At 61.5% G+C, this 18,410-nt stretch carries 14 protein-coding genes and 5 pseudogenes; 8 read left to right on the top strand and 11 right to left on the bottom strand.

All coding sequences use genetic code 11. The annotated features are described in order from the left end of the window. Positions 1-97: 97 nt before the first annotated feature. Positions 98-1,240: an iron-containing alcohol dehydrogenase gene (locus OMK73_RS13520; protein ID WP_267602508.1), complete on the top strand. Its 1,143-nt coding sequence runs from the start codon at positions 98-100 to the stop codon at positions 1,238-1,240. A gap of 76 nt (positions 1,241-1,316) precedes the next feature. On the opposite strand, the gene OMK73_RS13515 is transcribed toward OMK73_RS13520, so the two are convergent. From OMK73_RS13515 to OMK73_RS13505, 3 genes are all read right to left on the bottom strand, one after another. Then, positions 1,317-4,727 (bottom strand): ATP-binding protein, encoded by a 3,411-nt coding sequence (locus tag OMK73_RS13515; RefSeq protein ID WP_267602507.1) that lies wholly within the window; start codon positions 4,725-4,727, stop codon positions 1,317-1,319. A gap of 734 nt (positions 4,728-5,461) precedes the next feature. Beyond that, the gene (locus tag OMK73_RS13510; protein WP_267602506.1) at positions 5,462-6,664 is read right to left on the bottom strand and encodes a porin; all 1,203 of its coding nucleotides are present in this window, start codon (positions 6,662-6,664) and stop codon (positions 5,462-5,464) included. 136 nt (positions 6,665-6,800) lie between these two features. Continuing rightward, positions 6,801-7,856, bottom strand: coding sequence for a 3-keto-5-aminohexanoate cleavage protein (locus OMK73_RS13505; protein WP_267602505.1), 1,056 nt, complete (start codon positions 7,854-7,856; stop codon positions 6,801-6,803). Between the two features lie 304 nt (positions 7,857-8,160). Here OMK73_RS13505 and OMK73_RS39130 point away from each other — a divergent pair, with 304 nt between their 5' ends. Next, positions 8,161-8,295, top strand: a complete 135-nt coding sequence (locus OMK73_RS39130) for a transposase DNA-binding-containing protein (RefSeq protein ID WP_420715530.1) — start codon at positions 8,161-8,163, stop codon at positions 8,293-8,295. On the opposite strand, the pseudogene OMK73_RS13500 reads toward OMK73_RS39130, so the two are convergent. The 3 genes and pseudogenes from OMK73_RS13500 to OMK73_RS13490 all read right to left on the bottom strand — a co-directional run. Then, positions 8,295-8,450, bottom strand: a pseudogene (locus OMK73_RS13500) (DDE-type integrase/transposase/recombinase); the annotation flags it as partial. The gene OMK73_RS39130 and the pseudogene OMK73_RS13500 sit on opposite strands and share 1 nt — an antisense overlap. A 33-nt stretch (positions 8,451-8,483) precedes the next feature. Then, positions 8,484-9,476: a Bug family tripartite tricarboxylate transporter substrate binding protein gene (locus OMK73_RS13495; RefSeq protein ID WP_267602504.1), complete on the bottom strand. Its 993-nt coding sequence runs from the start codon at positions 9,474-9,476 to the stop codon at positions 8,484-8,486. 224 nt (positions 9,477-9,700) lie between these two features. Further along, entirely contained in the window at positions 9,701-10,681 is a 981-nt protein-coding gene (locus tag OMK73_RS13490; protein WP_267602503.1) for a quinone oxidoreductase family protein, read from the bottom strand. Between the two features lie 192 nt (positions 10,682-10,873). Here OMK73_RS13490 and OMK73_RS13485 point away from each other — a divergent pair. Next, positions 10,874-10,975: pseudogene (locus OMK73_RS13485) on the top strand (DDE-type integrase/transposase/recombinase); the annotation flags it as partial. Between the two features lie 165 nt (positions 10,976-11,140). Here OMK73_RS13485 and OMK73_RS13480 read toward each other — a convergent pair. Further along, positions 11,141-12,150: pseudogene (locus OMK73_RS13480) on the bottom strand (AraC family transcriptional regulator ligand-binding domain-containing protein). A gap of 190 nt (positions 12,151-12,340) precedes the next feature. Here OMK73_RS13480 and OMK73_RS13475 point away from each other — a divergent pair. Continuing rightward, positions 12,341-13,192, top strand: coding sequence for a TauD/TfdA dioxygenase family protein (locus OMK73_RS13475; RefSeq protein WP_267606366.1), 852 nt, complete (start codon positions 12,341-12,343; stop codon positions 13,190-13,192). 9 nt (positions 13,193-13,201) lie between these two features. After that, positions 13,202-13,762: an RBBP9/YdeN family alpha/beta hydrolase gene (locus tag OMK73_RS13470; protein WP_267602502.1), complete on the top strand. Its 561-nt coding sequence runs from the start codon at positions 13,202-13,204 to the stop codon at positions 13,760-13,762. Between the two features lie 107 nt (positions 13,763-13,869). Here OMK73_RS13470 and OMK73_RS13465 read toward each other — a convergent pair whose 3' ends face one another. After that, entirely contained in the window at positions 13,870-13,992 is a 123-nt protein-coding gene (locus tag OMK73_RS13465) for a hypothetical protein (RefSeq protein ID WP_267602501.1), read from the bottom strand. A 13-nt stretch (positions 13,993-14,005) separates the two neighbouring features. Then, a pseudogene (locus OMK73_RS13460) lies at positions 14,006-15,000 on the bottom strand (Bug family tripartite tricarboxylate transporter substrate binding protein). 238 nt (positions 15,001-15,238) lie between these two features. Between OMK73_RS13460 and OMK73_RS13455 the strand changes: the two are divergent. Continuing rightward, positions 15,239-15,319 (top strand): annotated as a pseudogene (locus OMK73_RS13455) (transposase domain-containing protein); the annotation flags it as partial. A gap of 208 nt (positions 15,320-15,527) precedes the next feature. On the opposite strand, the gene OMK73_RS13450 reads toward OMK73_RS13455, so the two are convergent. Next, the gene (locus OMK73_RS13450; RefSeq protein ID WP_267602500.1) at positions 15,528-15,743 is read right to left on the bottom strand and encodes a hypothetical protein; all 216 of its coding nucleotides are present in this window, start codon (positions 15,741-15,743) and stop codon (positions 15,528-15,530) included. Positions 15,744-16,142: 399 nt separating this feature from the next. Between OMK73_RS13450 and OMK73_RS13445 the strand changes: the two genes are divergently transcribed. Both OMK73_RS13445 and OMK73_RS13440 read left to right on the top strand, forming a co-directional pair. After that, the gene (locus OMK73_RS13445) at positions 16,143-16,811 is read left to right on the top strand and encodes an MFS transporter (RefSeq protein WP_267602499.1); all 669 of its coding nucleotides are present in this window, start codon (positions 16,143-16,145) and stop codon (positions 16,809-16,811) included. After that, complete coding sequence (locus OMK73_RS13440) at positions 16,808-17,089, top strand: hypothetical protein (RefSeq protein WP_267602498.1); 282 nt, start codon at positions 16,808-16,810, stop codon at positions 17,087-17,089. The genes OMK73_RS13445 and OMK73_RS13440 overlap by 4 nt, the downstream gene beginning before the upstream one ends. Here OMK73_RS13440 and OMK73_RS13435 read toward each other — a convergent pair. Beyond that, entirely contained in the window at positions 17,086-18,408 is a 1,323-nt protein-coding gene (locus tag OMK73_RS13435) for an IS4 family transposase (RefSeq protein WP_267606365.1), read from the bottom strand. The genes OMK73_RS13440 and OMK73_RS13435 overlap by 4 nt on opposite strands. Between the last annotated feature and the right edge of the window lie 2 nt (positions 18,409-18,410).

The raw sequence follows: 18,410 nt of genomic DNA, 5'->3' as shown, positions 1-18,410 counted from the left end.
GGGGCGGCCTTGCGCCATGTTGTTGCACAGCCGGACTCTCCGGCCAACCCAGATGGAAAGGATCACGATGAGACAAGGTTCATTCAGCATTCCTCCGATGGAGCGCGTATTTTTCGGTCGGCCTTTTGTCGACGTCGTCCTGGAGGAGGTGGAGCGGCTCGGCGCCAAGCGGGTATTCCTGCTGGTAAGCAACACGCTCAACAACAAGACCGACGAGATCAACAAGCTGCGCGATGCGCTGGGCGCGAATTTCGCCGCCATCTACGACGACATCCCGGCCCATATCCCTCGCGACGCCGTGCTGCGAGCCGCGGCGGTGGCGCGCGCCGCTGATGCCGACCTGATCGTGACGGTGGGCGGCGGCTCGATCACGGACGCGGGCAAGAACTTGCAGCTGTGCCTCGAGCACAATATCACCGAGCTCGACCAGTTCGAGCCGTTCCGCCTCAAGACAGACCCGGTCACCGGCGTGGTCGAGGCGCCGGTTTTCCGCGGGCCCAAGGTCCGGCAGATCGCGGTACCGACGACCTTGTCGGGCGGCGAATTCCACCAAAGCGGCGGCTCCAACGATCCTGTCAAGAAACTCAAGCAGAGCATCCGCAACCCGCTCATGATCCCGCGCACGGTGGTGTTCGATCCGGTGCTGACCCGGCATACGCCGCTTGGGCTGTGGCTGTCCACCGGCATGCGCGCGGTCGACCATGCGGTCGAATCGTTCTATTCGCCCTATGGCAGTCCTTTCGTGGACGGGACGGCGCTGCAGGCCTTGCGCACGCTGCCCGATGCGCTCAAGCGTACCAAGAAGGATCCCGGAGACATGGAGGCGCGCGCCGACGCGCAGGCCGGCATGTGGCTGTCCCAGATGGGCATGTGGTCGCTGGTGCCGATGGGTGCCAGCCACGGCATCGGCCACGTGCTCGCGGGTACCTTCCATGTACCGCACGGCCATTGCACCTGCGTGACCTTGCCGAGCGTGCTGCGCTTTAACAAGCCGGTGACCGAGGAAAAGCAGAAGCTGCTGAGCGAGGCGCTCGGCGATGCCAGCCGTGAAACCGCGGACTTGGTGGCCGAGCTGATCGACGCCCTCGAGATGCCGAACCGCCTGCACAAGGTCGGCGTGGAGCGCAAGGATTTCGAACTGGTTGCCCGCAACGCCTTGCTGGACCGCTGGACCCACAGCAATCCGCGCAAGTTCAAGGGGCCGGAAGAAATCATTGCCCTGCTTGAAGGTGCCGCGTGAGTTGAGTGCTTCGGCGGCGCGCTCAAAGCCGGCTCAGAACCCCCGCGGTGGATGCGCCCGCGGGCCAGTGTGCTCCTCAGTCTTGCTGGCCGGAGGGTCGCGCGGCATCCAGCAGGGCCTTGGCCTGCTGCCAATCGGCGGTGTCGAACCCTTCCGTGAAGGACGCGTGAAGCCGGGCCAGCGTTCGCCGCGCGGCTTCCGCCTTGTCCTGGTTTTCCCATAGCCGGGCGAGGCTCAGCGCCGCGCGCAGCTCAAGCGACTTCCCGCCTTGCTGCCGGGCGATCGCGATGGCCCGATGAAAACACGCTTCCGCCGCTTCGGGGTCGGCGGACCCGCCCGGGCGATGGAGAAGCAATTCCCCCTGGAGCCGATGCAGTTCCGCTTCATAGTAATGTTCCCGCGTATTGCCGACCATGGACAGCCCGTCGGCCAGCACGTCGAGTCCGGCCTCGGTTTGTCCGGCGTCCTCATAGACTTGGGCCAGCAGGGCCAGGAAATACGGCCGGCCCAGCTCGGCCCCCGTGGCCTGGTAGGCGGCCAGGCCACGGCGGATCTGGACGATGCCCTCTTCACGGCTCCCCTGCTCGGCCAACGCCCAGCCCCGCAGGATGGTGCCCCATGCGAGCCAGAAGGGAAACCCTTGTTCGGTCGAGAGCGTGATGGCGGCTTCGGCGCACTCCCTGGTCAATTGTGCGTCGCGCCGGCACTGATGCAGCTCGGCCGCAAAGGCCAGTCCGAGTGCGAGGCTGAAAGGATGAGAAATCTTCCGGGCCAGCGTCAGTGCCTCCTGGGTGGCCTGGCTGGCTTGCGCCGGAAAACCCAGAAGCCATAAGACCCATGCCAGGAGGCTGCGGCCACGGACCCCATGATCCAGCCCGAACAGTGCGTCAGGGGCAATCCCTTCAGGTTCATAGTGTGCAAGCCCCCGCTCCAGGTGCGCCCGCGCCTTGTGGAACTCGCCCAGAAAGAGCGAAGTGCCTCCCAGCCCAATGTGCGCCTGTCCAAGCAACGCCGTGTCTTGCGCGTCCTCGGCCAACCTGAGCAGCGCCTCCCCTAGCGCATACGCGGTCTCGTGCTGCGCACGCAGCGAATAGAATGCGCGCATTCCCAACTTCACCTCGAAGCGCTCAGCGGTGTTACCGCCGAGTTCGCACAAGGTCAGCGCCCGGGTATAGGTGGCCTCCACCTCCGGCGATGCATAACCTGTCGCGGCAATCAGGGCGGGACCCAGCGTGACGCGCAATGCAAGCTCCTGGTGTGCGCGCTCCGGCGTGTCGGGCAGGCGCTCGAGCAGTTCCAAAGCCGTACTCAAGTGGCGGATGGCATCGAGATGCGCCGAACGCTCAACGGCCTGACGCCCGGCGCAATGCAGGTACTCCACCGCCTTGGGGATGTTGCCGCTGTGACTGTAGTGATGGGCCAGTTCGCTGCAGTGGTCTTTCAACTGCTGATGGAAGAGGGCCTCGATGGCCCGCCCCGTGCGTTCATGCAATGCGCCGCGCTGTTCCGAGAGCAGGGAGTTGCCCGCGACCTCCTGAGTCAGCGCGTGCCTGAACGCATACTCCACCTCCGGAAAGGCGGGTTGCCCGTAGATAAACTCTCCGGCCTGCAGACCGGCCAACAACGGATACAGACGGTCTTCCGGCTGCCCGGTGACCTGCCGGATCAGGCTCAACGGGAATGCCTTGCCGATCACGGCCAGGGTCTGCAGCAGTTCCTTCTGCGCGGATGGCAGCCGATCCATGCGCGCCGCGAGCACGCCCTGTACCGTGGTCGGAATATGCAGCGCGGCCGGGGTCTTTTCGATGCGGTACCGGCCGGGCTCACCGAGCAGCGCCTTTTCCTCGGCGAGGGTCTGGACGACCTCCTCCATGAAGAAGGGGTTGCCCTCGGTCTTTTCCAGGATGAGCTGCTTGAGTGGCCCGAGACCGGGGTCATCGCCCAACAAGACGCCGAGCAGGCCTTGCGCCTCGGCAGGACCGAGCGGGGCGAGCCGCAATTCCGTGCAATTGTCCTGCCTGACCCAGGCGGACTGATACTCGGCGCGGTAGTTCACAAGCAGGAGAATCCGCGCGTCCGCCGCCCGCTCGACGAGGTAGGCGAGAAAGGCTTCTGTCTCGCTATCCAGCCATTGCAGGTCTTCGAACAGCAGCTCAATGGGCTGATTCTTGCTTTCTCGCTTCAGCAGGCACGTGATCGCCTCGAACGTGCGCTCGCGCCGAAGGCCGGCGCCCATGTCCGCCAACGCCGAGCCGGGCTCGCCGATACCCAGCAGATAGAGCAGGTAGGGCATGAGGTCCTCGAGGCTGCGCTCCAGCGTGAGGACCTTGCCCGTGACCTTCTCGTGGCATCGCCGCTTGTCGTCCTGGGCGGTGATCTGAAAGTAGTTCTTCAGGAGCTCGATCAGGGGCAGATAGGCAAAGGCTTTGCCATGCGAGACCGAAAAAGTCTCCAGCACCAGGGCTCCGCCCTGCGAGCGCGCCTTGAACTCGTGGAACAGCCGCGACTTGCCGACGCCGGCCTCCCCCACCACCGCGACGATCTGCCCGTGCCCGGCCACGGACTGGTCCAGCGCCAGGTGCAGCGCCTCCAGTTCGGCTTCGCGGCCGACGAAGCGAGCCAGGCCGCGGTGAGCCGCCACCTGCAGGCGCGTGCGCAACGCCCCGAGACCCAGCACCTCATAGACCACGAGCGGCTTGGGGATGCCTTTGACCTGGGCGTCTCCCAGCGCCTTGAACTCGAAATACCCCTCCGCGAGCTTGTGGGTGGATTCGCTGACGAGAATGGACGTGGGCGCGGCCATTGTCTCCATCCGCGCGGCAATGTGGATCGTGTGCCCCACCGGATCATAGTCAGTGTGCAGGTCGTCCTTGCGGATCGAGCGCACGACCACCTCGCCCGTGTGGACGCCCACCCGGATCTGCAGCGAGATGCCCTGCTCCAGCCGGAGCCGGTCGCCGTGCCGGCGCATCGCCTCCTGCATGCGAAGCGCCGCGAACAATGCGCGCTGGGTATGGTCCTCATGCGCGATAGGCGCGCCGAACAGCGCGAGAATGCCGTCGCCCAACGACTTGGCCACGTACCCCTCGTAGTAGTGCACGGCCTCCATCATCAGCTCGATGACGGGGGTGATCAGGTGATCGGCCTCCTCCGGGTCCCGGTCGTGGATCAGGGCGGTCGAGCCCGCCATGTCGGCAAACAGGACGGTGATTGTCTTGCGTTCGCCAGAGTTCTCTCCCCGGGCTTCCAGCGCGGCCTGCTCGGCCCGGATACGCTCGGCCAGGTGCGGCGGCGTGTAATGAACGGGCGCGGCGGCGGAGGGTTGCGGCAATTCACTGACGGGCTCGCCGCAGGCACTGCAGAAGCGCGCCGTCGGACTCAGTTCGTGGCCACAGCGCGCGCAGAGGCGCGGGAGCCGGTTGCCGCACTGCTCACAAAAATTAGCGCCAACGGCATTCTCGAACCCACAATTTGTGCAGCGCGCCATGGGAGCCTCCCTGGACGTCCTCCAGGTAATTAAATGCCCCCTTGCCTTTCGTCGCAAGACTGGCCCGCCGCCGTGCTGTTGGGGTGGCCTCCTGTCCGAACTATTCCCTCAAGGTTTCGATGATCAGTTCACGCAGCCACCGGCTACCTTCGTCATTGTTGAAGCTCTCATGCCAATGGACCGTGACTTCGACCTCTGGAATCTTCACCGGTAACGGATAAACCTTGAACTGCCCTTCTCAGTTTAAGGTTGAGGTAGGAATCCTGGCGATTAATTGCATTTTTGTCGTCAGGGGGATGCTCGCCTTGGACAACCATGCTCGCCGTTTGCACAGTCCTTCCAAAACCCGAAGCACGAACGCACCCGGGCATTCCTCGGCGACATCCTCGGACACTGAGCCGATTATGCAAACCTCTCGATGGCTTGCACAAGGAGCCTTGCCTCGGGGCCGGATTGATGGCCGCTCTTGTTATGAAGGCCTTCGACGCCGATACGTCCGGTCAATCATGACTGAACTCCTTTGGGTCGAACTCGGCCATCGGCCTGCGCGAGGCTGCATCCCGCGGTTTGACGATCAGCAAGGAAAAAAAGCCCCGTCACCAAGGTGGCGAGGCCCTTGCGTTGCAGGCCGCCGAGGCAGCACAACGAGCCTATGATGCATGCACGCGAGCATTCCGCAGGACTGCCTGCACCACTGCGCAAATAAGACCTTGTCACATGCCGTTGGGCTGTCTTTAGAACTTGTGGCGAATACCTGCGGCGACACCGAGCATATTGCTTTGGCCGCTGGCTAGCGTGTAGCTATTGCCAAGGGAAAGGCTGTTCGCGTAGCCGATCATCGCAGAATCCAGTCCCAGACCCGCATTCTTTGCATATGCCGTGGTCAGGTAGACATCAGTCCGCTTGGAAAGCGTGTAGTCCGCGATAAACGCAACCTGCCATGGGTTCGGCACCGACTTGCTGGCGAAGAAGCTCTTGACGTTGTCGTAGTTGTACTCAAGCGTCAGGCCGAGCGCCGGCGTCACCTGGTAGTTGGCACCGATCCAGTAAAAGTCGTCGCGCTCGATCAGGCTGCCATTCTGGTCCTTGTTCTGGCCCCAGCGATAGCCGCCCATGATCTTTGCCGGGCCGAACGCATAGCTTCCCGCGACCGTCGCCTTCTTGAAGCTGCCGCTGCCGAGGGCAGCAGCAGTTAACGGGTTGGAAATGGTCGGATTGAACTGGTCGTAAGCAACGGCCACACCGACAGGACCGGAAATGTAGGTCAGAGCCGCGCCATAGGCGGTGTCGCGGCGGAACTGGCCCGGTACTTCGCCGTTGCCGCCGAGGAGCGGGCCGTTGGCCACCATCGTCGGCAACGCCAGGCCGGTACCGAAGGACCAGTGCGCCAGTGCGGACACCGGCCCGAACTGGCCGGAGTACTTGATGGTGTTGTCCTCGCGGAAGTTCGCGCCGGTCAGCATCACGATCGGTTCATACTGCGTGGCAAAGGCAGCCGGCACGAAGTTCGCGATGCTCTCGAACATCGAAGTGTACTGACGGCCGAAGGTCACCTGGCCAAACTGCGTGCTGATGCCCACGTAGGCCTGGCGACCGAACAGGCGGCCGCCTTGCTGCGACGTGCCGCTATCCAGGTTAAAGCCGCTTTCCAGAACGAAAACGGATTTCACCCCATTGCCAAGATCCTCCGCGCCGCGCAAGCCCCAACGCGAACCGGACAGGCCGCCGGAGTTCATGCGGTAGACATTGTTGGACGGGCCCGCATTGAACTTGTTGGCTGCGTTGGGAACGGCGCCGATATGGTTGGCGAACTCAATGTTCATATCCGCCACGCCATACAGCGTCACACTGTTCTGTGCCTGTGCGCTGCCGGCGCAGATTGCGCCCGCAGCGATGAGTGCATGATTAAGCTTGCTCAGTTTGCTGAACGATCTCATTGACTCTTCTCCTCTAGTTCATTTTTTGAAATGTTAGGAGTCCGTTCGATGGGGGAAACTTCAACTTCAGCTTGAGTCCGTCTCTAGAAAATGCTGGTCGCCTCATACAGCATATGCTGTCATTCCCCCCAAGGCTTTAGTCTGGCTTACGCAGGAATCCTTGGTTGCCACCGTTACGATTGCGTGCGAAGCCATTGGCTTGAAGCGTTTCTTCCACGGTGTCGTAGAAGACCCCAAGCTTCAAGATCTCTCGTGTCTGCTTCGCTGTCGCTATGGGGCGACCGAATTCGCCGGCGATACGCACTAATTGCTTGATCTGCTCGACGGAGCTCATCTTTCCCGTGCGGGTCTGGTTCCAAAGTACATCCTCGATGCCGCACCGCACGTGCAGGCCCAAGGCCATGCCGATCATATTCACGGGCAGCACATTTAGCACCGAACTCTCCACCGTAATCACGGCTCCGTCCGGCGCAGCACGCAGGAAGTTTGCCAGGTTGTAGATGTTCGCTTGATCCATGCCGCCGCTGATAGCCACCCAGTTCATCACCAGTGGCCCCTTGTAAACGCCGCGGCGAATCATCCGCTCAATCGTTTCAAAGCTATTGATGTTGTAGCACTGAAACTCACTTTGGATTCCAGCGGCTGTCAAACGTCGGATGTGCTCCTCGGCCCAGCTGGGATTCGAGGGCACGATCATGTCCCTGTAGGTGTTATAGAGGTGCGGGAATCCCCGCGAAACTCCCTTGAAGTCATCCAGCCCAGCATGCTCCGTTACATTCATCTGCGTGGTGTTGACGGTCACCGTCACCTGGTCGGGCTTCGGATCGAGTTCAGCCAGCATATGCCGCGTGTCATCGCTAAGCCATTTGGCACCCTGGCCTTCTTCCGGCGCGAAGCTGATAGAGCCCCCCACTTGGATGACCATTTCTGGCACGGCAGCGCGCACCCCGGCGATCAGCTCGTTGAACATGGACAAGCGCTTGCTGCCCCTGCCGTCGGGCTCACGCACATGCAGATGCAGCACTCTCGCACCGGCTTCGTAGCAATCCACCGCCTTCTGGATCTGCTCCTCCATGGTGATAGGGATATCTTCCGGGAAGTCTGAGGGAATCCAGCCCGGCGCATAGGGAGCGGCTGTGATGATCAGCGGCTGCTGGTTCTCGGGATACAGGTGGCCGTCAAGGAAGTTCATGATGATGGATCTCCAAGTTGAAATGCGAATACAACGTGTGAATCATCTGTCCTCGCGCCACTTCCCGCTTTACATTGGATGTCTCGAACTTGACTCTTCGTGACAACAACGCGGCGCCCTGTCCGGTGAGCCCCCGTCAAGGCACATACGGCCGTCAACCTGGAAGCATGATGCTGGCGCAGCAAGCGACCGGCCAATCTTGCGATTGCCCACATCCTTCGATCCGGTTTCCGCTAACTTTCCATGACCTTGGACTGAGACTGGACGGAATGCAAAAGAACTGGCCGGTGGACGATGAACCTGGTTGGATGGCGAGGTTGGCGACAGCAACTTCCGGGACTTTCGGCTTCACAAGCGCTTGCGGACCTTGCTTGGCCGACTATGGCGGCGAATGGGTCAAAATTGTTCCCTTCGCTTGCGAGGATTGGGCCAACACTAATTGGCGGTGCTGCCTTCGATGATCACCGTCTCGGGGGCGCCGTTCCGGTCAATCGCCTTGTCGAAGAAGCGCCGTGCGGCGGCGTAGTCCCGGCTGGCACGCAACCGAAAATCAACGGTATCGCCATGCTTGCCCACCGCGCGATAACGATACTCCCTAGCAGGCCGCAAGGCCGCGCACGACACATTTCATTCTTCGACTTTGATCCCTGCGTCGTTGGCGATCGTCGTCCAGACTTGCAGATCGTGCTTGACGACCTCGGCCAACTGCGCGGAGGACTTTACCGGGGGTGGCTCGAAGTTCAGTTTCTTCATCAGGTCCGCGATCTCCGGCAAGGCCTGCACCTTGTTGACCTCATCGGACAGCCGCTTCACGGTCGCCGGATTAGTTCCGGCCGGCGCGAACATGCCGAACCATCCCACCGTATTGAACTTGTAGCCCTGTTCCGCCAACGTCTTGACGTTGGCAAGCTGGGGAGACCGCACGTTGCCCACAATGGCAATGCCGCGCACCTTCCCGGAACGCAGGAAAGGAACCGCCACGCTGGGATCGGTCCAGCCGATCTTCAGCACACCCGAGGAAAGCTCGGTGAGCAGTTGACTGGATGTCCGATATGCGACGTGTTCGGTCTTCATGCCAGTCTGATTCTTCAACCACTCCATCGTCAAATGCGCGGACGACCCGGTGGCCCAGCTGCCATAGCTGTACTTATCCGGATTCGCCCTCACATACTGGATGAGTCCAGGCAAGTCGTGCACCGGCAGATCCGGGCTCACCAGCAGCAACACCCCACCCACAGCTGTCTGCGCGATCGGCACGAGGCTCTTTCTCGCCTCCTGGGAAATGGACTTCATGACAGCCGGCGCAACCACCATGTTGCTTGCCGTTGTGTAGAGAATCGTGTAGCCATCCGGAGCCGCCTTGAGGACGGCGTTAGTCCCGATCACCCCGCTGCCGCCCGGCCGGTTCTCCACGACCACAGCCTGCTTCAGCGATTCGGAAAGACGCTGCGCCATGACCCGCGCCAGCGCGTCGGTTCCAGATCCGGGAGACGACGGCACGATCATTTGAATCGGGCGCGCGGGCCAGGCTGCCTGTGCCTGCACCGGGCCTGGCGCGCACAAGGCAATGACTGCCTCGGCGCACACCGTGACTGCGACCAGCTTTTTCAGTACTGACATTGTCGTCCCCATGTATTTTAACTATTAGCCAGCCTGCTACTTGTTGCCTGCCTCGCCAACCAACTGTGCGACAAGCAATTTCCACCGGCTCAGGCTATCGAGAGCACGGTCATAGTGGCTGTCATTTTTCCGAAGCGCGGATCGGCGACCGCAAGGCGATCACCACCACCGCTACCGTTCGCAAGATCGCGGCGCTCTTCTGCGACACGGCTCGCGGGGAAGACTCAAATCACGAAAATGGACGAGCCGGTGGTCTTTCGAGCCTCCAGGTCCCGATGTGCCTGCACCGCGTCCTCCAGGGCATAGCGCTGATTGATCTCGATGCGGATGCGGCCTGCCGCCACATGGCCGAACAGCTCATCAACCAGTTCGGCCTTTTCGGCAGGATCGGCGATATAGTCGGCCAGGCCCGGGCGGGTCAGGTACAGCGAGCCCTTGCGGGCCAGAATTTGCGGATCGAACGGCGGGATCGTGCCGGAAGCGGTACCCACGCAGACCATTAGGCCGCGGCGCTTGAGGGAGTCCAGCGAGGACATGAAGGTGGCCTTGCCCACGCTATCGAAAACCACGGACACACCCACTCCGTCCGTCAGCTCCCGCACGCGCTTGGCCACGTCCTCATGGCTGTAGTTGATCGTGTGATCGCAGCCGTGGGCGCGCGCCACTTCAGCCTTGGCATCGGTAGAAACCGTGCCGATCACCGTCAGCCCCAGCAGTTTGGCCCATTGCGAAACGATAAGGCCGACACCACCTGCCGCGGCATGCAGCAGCACGGCATCGCCCGCCTTGAAGGGGTAGATCCGGCGCACCAGGTAGGCGGCGGACAGGCCCCGCATGGTCATGGCCGCCGCGGCTTCGCAACTGATTGCCTCAGGCAGCTTGATCAGCGGTGCAGCAGAGATCAGCCGCTCAGTGCTGTAGGCGCCCAGCGTGTTGATGAAGCCCGTATAGGTCACACGGTCGCCGACCGCCAGATGGGTTACCCCGGCACCGACGGCCTCGACTACGCCGGCGGCCTCATTGCCGAGGCCGCTGGGCAGCGGAACCTGATAAGTACCGCCGCGGAAGTAGGTGTCAGCAAAATTCAGACCCACGGCCACGTGGCGGACGCGGACCTCTCCCGGGCCCGGTTCACCAACGCCAACGTCCTCAAAACGAAGGACCTCGGGCCCGCCCGTTTCGTAAAATTTAACGACTTTCGCCATGTTGTCTCCTGTTTTGTATCAAATATCATCATTGCCACAGGCGGCTTGAGAATGCCGCCTGTGGCCTCTCCCGGTTGGGAGTAGTGCTTAAGCAATCATCTGGCCTGGCGCCACTTCCCGCTTTACCTTGCGCGCCCTGAACTTGCCTTTTCATGACAGTCATCCGCTGAACAGGTGGGATCTGTCGCTGTAAGCGTTCGGTGGGATGACCCGGTCTTTAGAGGCGAGTGGAAATATCGCTATCGCGCGGTGGACAAGCATGGCGATACCGTTGATTTTCTGTTGCGTGCCAGGTCCTTCCGGGCGGCATCGAACTGACGCATATGATCGCCAGGGTCACCCCCACGTAGAAGGCTGACCAGCGTAGCGCATCCGTTCAGGGTTGCGCGACATCTTCGCGCAACCCCACATCAGCCTTATGAAGGTTTATGCACTGCTCGCCCGCTGAGGTGCTGTCTGTCAGTGCACGGCGCCGCGAGCAGCCCTGCTCTCCTTGGGGCTGCAGCCGAATTGCGCGTGATACCAGCGCGAGAATCCGCTTGGCGCGGAAAAACCGAGTAGGGTCGCCACCTCGGTCAACGGACGATCGCTCTCGATGACTTGACGCGTCGCAAGCTCCATGCGGATGTCGTTGACGATCGACGAGAAGCTCTGCCCCTGTTCCGCCAGCCGGCGCTGGACCGTGCGGCACACCACGCCCAGGTGCTCGGCAACCTGTTCGATGCTGCAGCGCCCACTGGGCAACAGAAGCAGGATCGTGCGCCGCACGTCCTCAAGCATTGTCGCCTGCTGCGACATGGCAGACGCGTCTATCAACTGCTGTGCATAGCGCACCATGGCCGGATCGGCCGACGGGTTGCGTGCATCGAGATCGGCCTTCGCGCAGATGATGCAGTTGAAATCGTAGTCGAACTCGACGTGAGGGCCAAAAACCGTTGGTGCACACTAAGGTCGCGCGGCGCCGGGTGCTCGAAGCATACGCGCCGCGGCTCCCAGTCGGGCTTGAGGAGTTGGCGTATCAACCGCACCATGACCCCTAGCGCCAGTTCAACCCTTTGGCGTGTTGGCTGATGTGCGTTCCCAGCTATTACCGCCTCGCGAATAATGACCAGCTCGCCGCATTCCTCGACCGCCAGCGACAGCGCACCATTGAGCATCGCTTGGTAGCGCATCAGCATGCTAAGCGAGTCGCGCAGCGTTGCCTGGTCGCGGATCAGTAATCCTACCGCCCCAAGATTGGACAATAGGCGCGACTCGGCCATGCACAGCCCGAAACTCTCGTTGCCTGACATGGTTGCGGACGCCTGGAGCAGGCGTCCGAAACGCTCGACTGGAATCATGAGGTCCGGCTCGCGCAGTACGCTCGGACTTATCCCTGCGTCAAAGAGCATCCGCACCGGATCCAGCCCGGCGGCACGAGCGACCTCGCTGAAATTGGTGAGGGCCGCAGCGCGGACAAGTAACGACATCGGGGGAGCTGGCGAAGAAGATCGACATAGAATGATAAGTGCCTGTCATGTATTGTCAAGCGGGAGAAGCCCGCGACGCCCAAACTCCCCAGGATCGAACGGGCTAATCGGCAATGGGAGACAAACGTTCATGATTCAACGCCTCAATGCGGCACCCGCAGTGGTCCGCGCAACCTCTCTGGGCAACTCGATCCGGGTCGAGCCAGTCACTTGCACGATCGGTGCGGAGCTCAGCAACGTCAACCTGGGCGCGGCTGCCGAGAACGACCAACTGATGGCAGAAATCCGGGCCTTGCTCTTAAAGTATCGCGTGCTGTTCTTCCGCGACCAGGACATCACTCGCGCACAGCACGTGGCTTTTGCGCGCCGCTTTGGCGAGCTGGAGGACCATCCAGTTGTGGGCAGCCATCCCGATTACCCTGGACTGGTTCAGATCTACAAAACCCCGGACAGTCCTCCCGAACGCAACGAGAATTCCTGGCATACCGATGCCACCTGGCGCGAAAAGCCTCCGTTAGGCTGCGTACTGCGCTGTATCGAATGCCCGCCTGTGGGTGGAGACACGATGTGGGTCAATATGGTCGAGGCGTACAACCAGTTGCCCGAGGATATCAAGACGAAGATCGCCCCGTTGCGCGCGCGCCACAGCATCGAGGCGAGCTTCGGCGCCGCGATGCCGATCGAGAAGCGTCTTGCACTGAAGGCTCAGTACCCGGACGCCGAGCACCCGGTTGTGCGCACTCATCCCGAAACCGAAGAGAAAGTGCTATTCGTCAACGGGAGTTTTACGACGCACTTCACAAATTACAATGTGCCGGCCAACGTCCGCTACGGGCTAGACAAGGCGCCCGGTGCCAGTAATTTGCTTAACTACCTGGTCAGCCAGGCCACTATCCCCGAATACCAGGTGCGTTTTCGATGGAAGAAAAACAGTGTCGCATTCTGGGACAACCGTTCAACCCAGCACTACGCAGTCATGGATTACCCGCCGTGCGACAGAAAGATGGAGCGCACCGCCATCATCGGTGACGCGCCCTACTGAAAGTTCGATATGGCCTCTGCGACACCGACCGTTCTCATCATCCCTGGCCTGCGTGACCATGTGCCGGAACACTGGCAGACCCTGCTGGCGGCGAAGCTGCCTCGCGTAGTCAGCGTCGCCCCGCTTGAGCAAGACAAGCTGAGTTGCGCTGCCCGCGTCGACGCGATCGATCGCGCTCTGGCCACCATCGAGGGGCCGGTGATCATCGTGGCGCACAGCGCAGGCGCGATGATGGTCGCCCATTGGGCGGCACGAGGCGCCACACGCGAGATCCTCGGCGCACTGCTTGCAGCGCCCGCGGACCTCGAGACGCCCATGCCTGCAGGCTACCCGACAACCGACACACTGAGCGACCACGGTTGGCTGCCGATCCCTCGCGGCACATTGCCGTTCCCGAGCATCGTTGCGGCAAGCAGCAACGATGCTCTGACGCCTCTCGACCGCGCCCGTGACCTGGCGCAGGCGTGGGGCAGTCGCTTCGTCGAACTCGGCGAGGTCGGGCATCTGAATCCCGCTTCAGGTTATGGCGAGTGGCCGCAGGCCGAAGCGTTCATTCGCGAACTCTCGTGATCGACACCCGGTCGGGCGCCACCGGCCGGGAGAAACACAGGGGCCTGGCGCAATTCCAGACGACAGGCCCCCACGGACGACGCGGCTGATCTGGTATCCGCCAGAAGTCAGCTGGTATGAAAGCCCGCCCCCTCCCCCGATAAGAGGAACTCGCCGGATCGGCGATGCTGCGTCCGCTGACCGATGATCGCGCGAAGCTCATCGGTGGTGCCGTGGGCGAGTTCGCTCAAAGTATCTTCCTATTTACTCCGGCTGGTAGTTGATGGATGTCAGCAGCGCGGACTGTTGCTGATATGCCTGCTTCAGGTCCGCCATCAACTCTTCCGAGGTGGCACCCCCGCCCTGCTCCATGCCCATGTCCTTGACGCGATTCTGCACTGCGGGTTGCTTGAAATACGCCAGCGTCACCTCGCGGATTTTTTGCTGGACTGCCGGAGCGACATCCGGGCGGGACCACACGGCGAACCAGCCTGCTTCCGCCAGTTGCGGGTAACCAAGCTCCTTGAAAGTAGGCACATCCGGCAATCCGGCAATCCGCGTCGGATAGTTCACCGCAATCGCTTTGATCCTTCCCGCTTTGATCAGCGGCAAAGAGGTAGTTACCCCATCGAACATCAAGGGCACATGGCCGCCCATCAGGTCGTTCAATGCCGGGGAGAGCCTTTGTAGCCCACATGCCGCATTTGCACATGCGTGAGTTGCCCGAGCAGCATGCCCGAGGTGTGGCCCTTCAATCCCGCAGCGTAAGAAGCGAAAATGAGCCCGTCCTTTCGCGATTTGCCGTAGTCCACCAACTGCTTCAGGTTGGAGACGGGCACATCCTTGTTGGCAACCAGCACCAACCCCGTGCGACTGATCTGGGCCAGAGGCTTCAGGTCCGCAAAGGGTTTGTAATGGACCTTGTAGGCCAACGGAGCTTCGCTCACGACGCCGCCCTGGATGACCAGGAGGGTGTGGCCATCCTTGCCGGTGGACTGCAAATCGCTGATCGCCAGCGCGCCGGCGGCACCGGGCTTGTTTTCTACGATGACCGGCTTGCTCAATTTTTGCTGCAGGCCTTCCGCCAGCAGCCGCGCCAACGCGTCGGCACTGCCGCCGGCAGGCCCCGCCACCACCAGACGGATCGGCTTGCTGGGCCAAGCCTCCTGGGCCTGAGCCATGGGCATGCCGCCGGCGACACCAACACCGATCGCCAAGGCGTAACCGCGCCACCAGAAATGATTGGTCTGCTTCTTCATGTCTATCCCTTTTGATTGCTACGCTTCGCGTGTTTGGAAAGGTTTGTCGCCGATGAGCTCGATGCCGCATTCAATGCAGCGCAGCACCCCCATGGGATTCAGCCCTTGTCTATTCTCGGATCGCACCGGGTCAACCGGCTTGGCCGATCACGACAAGTTGTTGCCAAATCGCGAAAACAGAGGGAAAACCCTGCCACGACATAGTGAGCGCCATAGTCACCAGGCATGGCTCCTTGCAGGTCTGATGCTTACGTGCTGCGCCTGTGACGTCGAGCCGTATGCGTACCTGCACCACTTGCTCACCGAACTGCCGCAGCGTGCGCTGTGCTGATGTCTGCGCCACCGTGCACTCCCTCGTCACCGTTATCCGGCAACACACCGTGCTGGAACGTTACGGGTAACCACCGACTCATCGAGATGCGCTGAATCTGGCGCTTATGGTGATCCAGTGCTCCCTGCGTCAGCGGATGACTGTCATAAAAGGCCAAGTTCATGGCGTGCAAGGTAAAGCGGGAAGTGGCGCCAGGCTAGATGATCCGCTGCGAGAAGTCCTTGTCGAGGATCGTGTCGTCGAAAGTGATGCAACCTTGCTCGTGGGAGTCGATCTGTTCACGCACGGGTCGGCAGGTTACCCGCGTTTGTCCGCGCAAGCAGACCCGTGATGCTTGTTCCGCAATTGTGCGCCGATGCACGACGAAATCGAGACGATGAGCCACGGCGCGGCAGCTGACATCAGCAAGCACGGCCTCTCATGCTGAGGTTCATCATGTTAGTGCCTGCCTTCGTTCCGTGTGTTCTGGTCATAGTCGATGATCTCCCGCGCGGTGAATCTGGCTAGCGATGTCAAGGTACAACGCGTTCGACGGCTGGGCCACAGCGAGCATCGGTTTTCCGTGAACACCCGATTCTGACCGAGGGGCAAAACGAGCCAACCTCAACGTCACCACACAAGTCATTGAGATGCTTGAAATGAGCGTCGAATTCCAAAGCGCGCACAGCGAAACAAAGAAAGCGCCCGGCGATGCTGACGGCCAGCAGGAACCACTGCCGGCCCTAGCCTAAAGGCCTTGCTTCACACCAGCCACGCAACAGCATGCGCCACTACTAGCCATGAGTTTCGAGAATCACTAGAGGAGACAAAATTGAACCTGTATACGAGTAACGCGATGCCGGCTAAGTCGGCTGCGGCTACCACTGGTGCCCGACCCTACGCGTGGGTGGTATTTGCATTGATGTTTTGCCTGTTACTGTCTGACTACATGTCCCGACAGGCGATCAATGCCTTGTTTCCACTCTTGAAAGTGCAGTGGCAGATTTCCGATACACAACTTGGTTCGATCAGCAGCGTGGTGCCGTTGACGGTCGGCGTGCTGACCCTCCCATTCTCCATCATCGCGGACCGCTGGGGACGTGTCAAAAGCATTGCACTGATGGTTGCGGTGTGGAGTGTTGCCACGCTCGGGTGCGCCATTGCCAGCACCTACCACGAGATGTTCGTCGCGCGCTTGTTCGTTGGTGTCGGCGAGGCTGCCTACGGAAGTGTCGGATTCGCTATGCTCGTGAGTATCTTCCCAAGGCATATGCGTTCTACCATTGCCGGCGGCTTTACGTCTGCCGCTGCTTTTGGTTCCGTGCTCGGTGTTTCGCTTTCCGGCATCATTGCGACGCACTTTGGCTGGCGATGGTCCATGGGTCTGATGGCGATCGTTGGCTTTGTGCTGGTGATCATGTACTACTTCGTGGTCACGGAAAAAAGATCGCAAGTGCGCAACCGGACAATGCCAACGGAACTCTGGCGTACGGGCATGTGAAACTGACACCGCGTGCGTTCTTCTCTGGCCTGTTTCCGTCCCGTTCCGTCTTTTGCGCGTACCTCGGCTGCGCCCTGCAGATCTTCGTTCAGGGCACGCTTTTCGTGTGGCTGCCCAGCTACCTGAATCGCTATTGGGGCATGCCTGTCAGCCAAGCGGCCGTAATGGCGGCCGGCCTTGTCCTTGTCAGCGGCCTGGGCCAACTCATGTGCGGTGTGATGACCGATCGAATCAGCGGGGATTCGTCGCTTAAGAGGCACCCCTTTCAAGGTGATTAGACGACACGTCCAGCCTTGATGACACGGGCGGTAGAAACATGCCGCCGTGCTACGCATCCGGCCACATAGCCTTTCTTCTTCGGCGCTTTCGGTCCCCGCGTATGTTTGCGCATCGCGCGGGGATCAACGTGCGTCGCCATCTTGATCAACTCGCGACCGAGCTGAGCTGGGGTGAGGAGGTCATAGGCCTGCCACACCTCGGGCGGCACCGCGATCATCATGCCGGCATAAGTTGCCCGGATTTCGCTGGCGAGGTAATACGGTGAGAGCTCGATGTCGCTGGTATCCAGCTCATGCCGGATTCTCACCGCAGTCGCAATCACGCTCAGTACGTTATACGCGAGCGCCGCCACGCCGAAGGCCAGCAGCGCCGCGCGCGGTTGGCTCAACGAACGAATCTCACTGTTGAGCACCGATTCCAGCCGCTGAAACATATTCTCTATGCTCCAGCGTCGCCGGTATAGCCGGGCGACGGCCTCGGCCGTCAGATGGGCGGCCGGGACATTGGTCAGCAGGCGGATGACGGTGTCACCGTCCTCGGTGGCGCCATCCAGATGTAGCTCGATGCGCCGCAGCACCAGCGGCGCGTTCGATTCATCTGGGATGCTGACCGCTTGCTCGTACACGATGCCGGTTTCGACCCGGCCCATTTCGCGTAACGGCTCCAGCTCGCTGGGGCTCGGATTGCGGCCGTGCTCCCGCACGATGAAGGCGCTGCCGCGACGCTGCCAGCCGGCAAGAATCGCCCGGGTGCTGAAGCTGCGATCGGCGATCCACAGCTCGGCCGGCTGAGCCGATGCGAGCAGGGTTTCCATGATGGCCCGCTCCTGGGCATGCGCATCTTCACAGGGCACCAGATCAACGATCATCGCTGTGTCCGGGTCATAGACGACCAATGACTGCCCCGGCAAGGCCGCGCCCCGAAACCCACGTAATGGTTTCAGGCGCTTTTCGCTCGCCGGCAAATGGCTGCCATCCACGATGCGCAGGCGATAGCCGTCCACCGAGGGCGGCTGCTTGCGCAACATCGGTTGCACGACCGGCCCCAGCCGCCGCGCGCTGCCTTGCACCAGGGCACGAACCAGTCCGGGCTCGGTCCGGCTGATCTTGTCGTACAGCGCGGTGATGGAAACCGGCAACGCCGGACTGGCCTTGGCCGCCGCATGCACCGACGGGCGCAGCCCCACGGCGACCAGTGACATGATTTCCACCGTCGTCGAGAACAATAGCTCCCGCGTGTACTGCGTTTCACGCTCTTGCTCGAACAACTGGTCGATCCAGGCCGGATCAAGGGCGCGTTGCAACCCCAGGCGCGCCATCA

This window comes from Cupriavidus sp. D39 (assembly GCF_026627925.1).
Lineage (GTDB): Bacteria > Pseudomonadota > Gammaproteobacteria > Burkholderiales > Burkholderiaceae > Cupriavidus > Cupriavidus ulmosensis.
The sequence above is the reverse complement of the archived record's forward strand: the minus strand, read 5'-3'. Positions and strand labels throughout refer to the sequence as shown.

Coding starts and splice junctions, on each gene's coding strand:
- OMK73_RS13520 (WP_267602508.1), top strand. CDS start 98: ATGGAGCGCGTATTTTTCGGTCGGCCTTTTGTCGACGTCGTCCTGGAG.
- OMK73_RS13515 (WP_267602507.1), bottom strand. CDS start 4,727: ATGGCGCGCTGCACAAATTGTGGGTTCGAGAATGCCGTTGGCGCTAAT.
- OMK73_RS13510 (WP_267602506.1), bottom strand. CDS start 6,664: ATGAGATCGTTCAGCAAACTGAGCAAGCTTAATCATGCACTCATCGCT.
- OMK73_RS13505 (WP_267602505.1), bottom strand. CDS start 7,856: ATGAACTTCCTTGACGGCCACCTGTATCCCGAGAACCAGCAGCCGCTG.
- OMK73_RS13495 (WP_267602504.1), bottom strand. CDS start 9,476: ATGTCAGTACTGAAAAAGCTGGTCGCAGTCACGGTGTGCGCCGAGGCA.
- OMK73_RS13490 (WP_267602503.1), bottom strand. CDS start 10,681: ATGGCGAAAGTCGTTAAATTTTACGAAACGGGCGGGCCCGAGGTCCTT.
- OMK73_RS13470 (WP_267602502.1), top strand. CDS start 13,202: ATGGCCTCTGCGACACCGACCGTTCTCATCATCCCTGGCCTGCGTGAC.
- OMK73_RS13435 (WP_267606365.1), bottom strand. CDS start 18,408: ATGGCGCGCCTGGGGTTGCAACGCGCCCTTGATCCGGCCTGGATCGAC.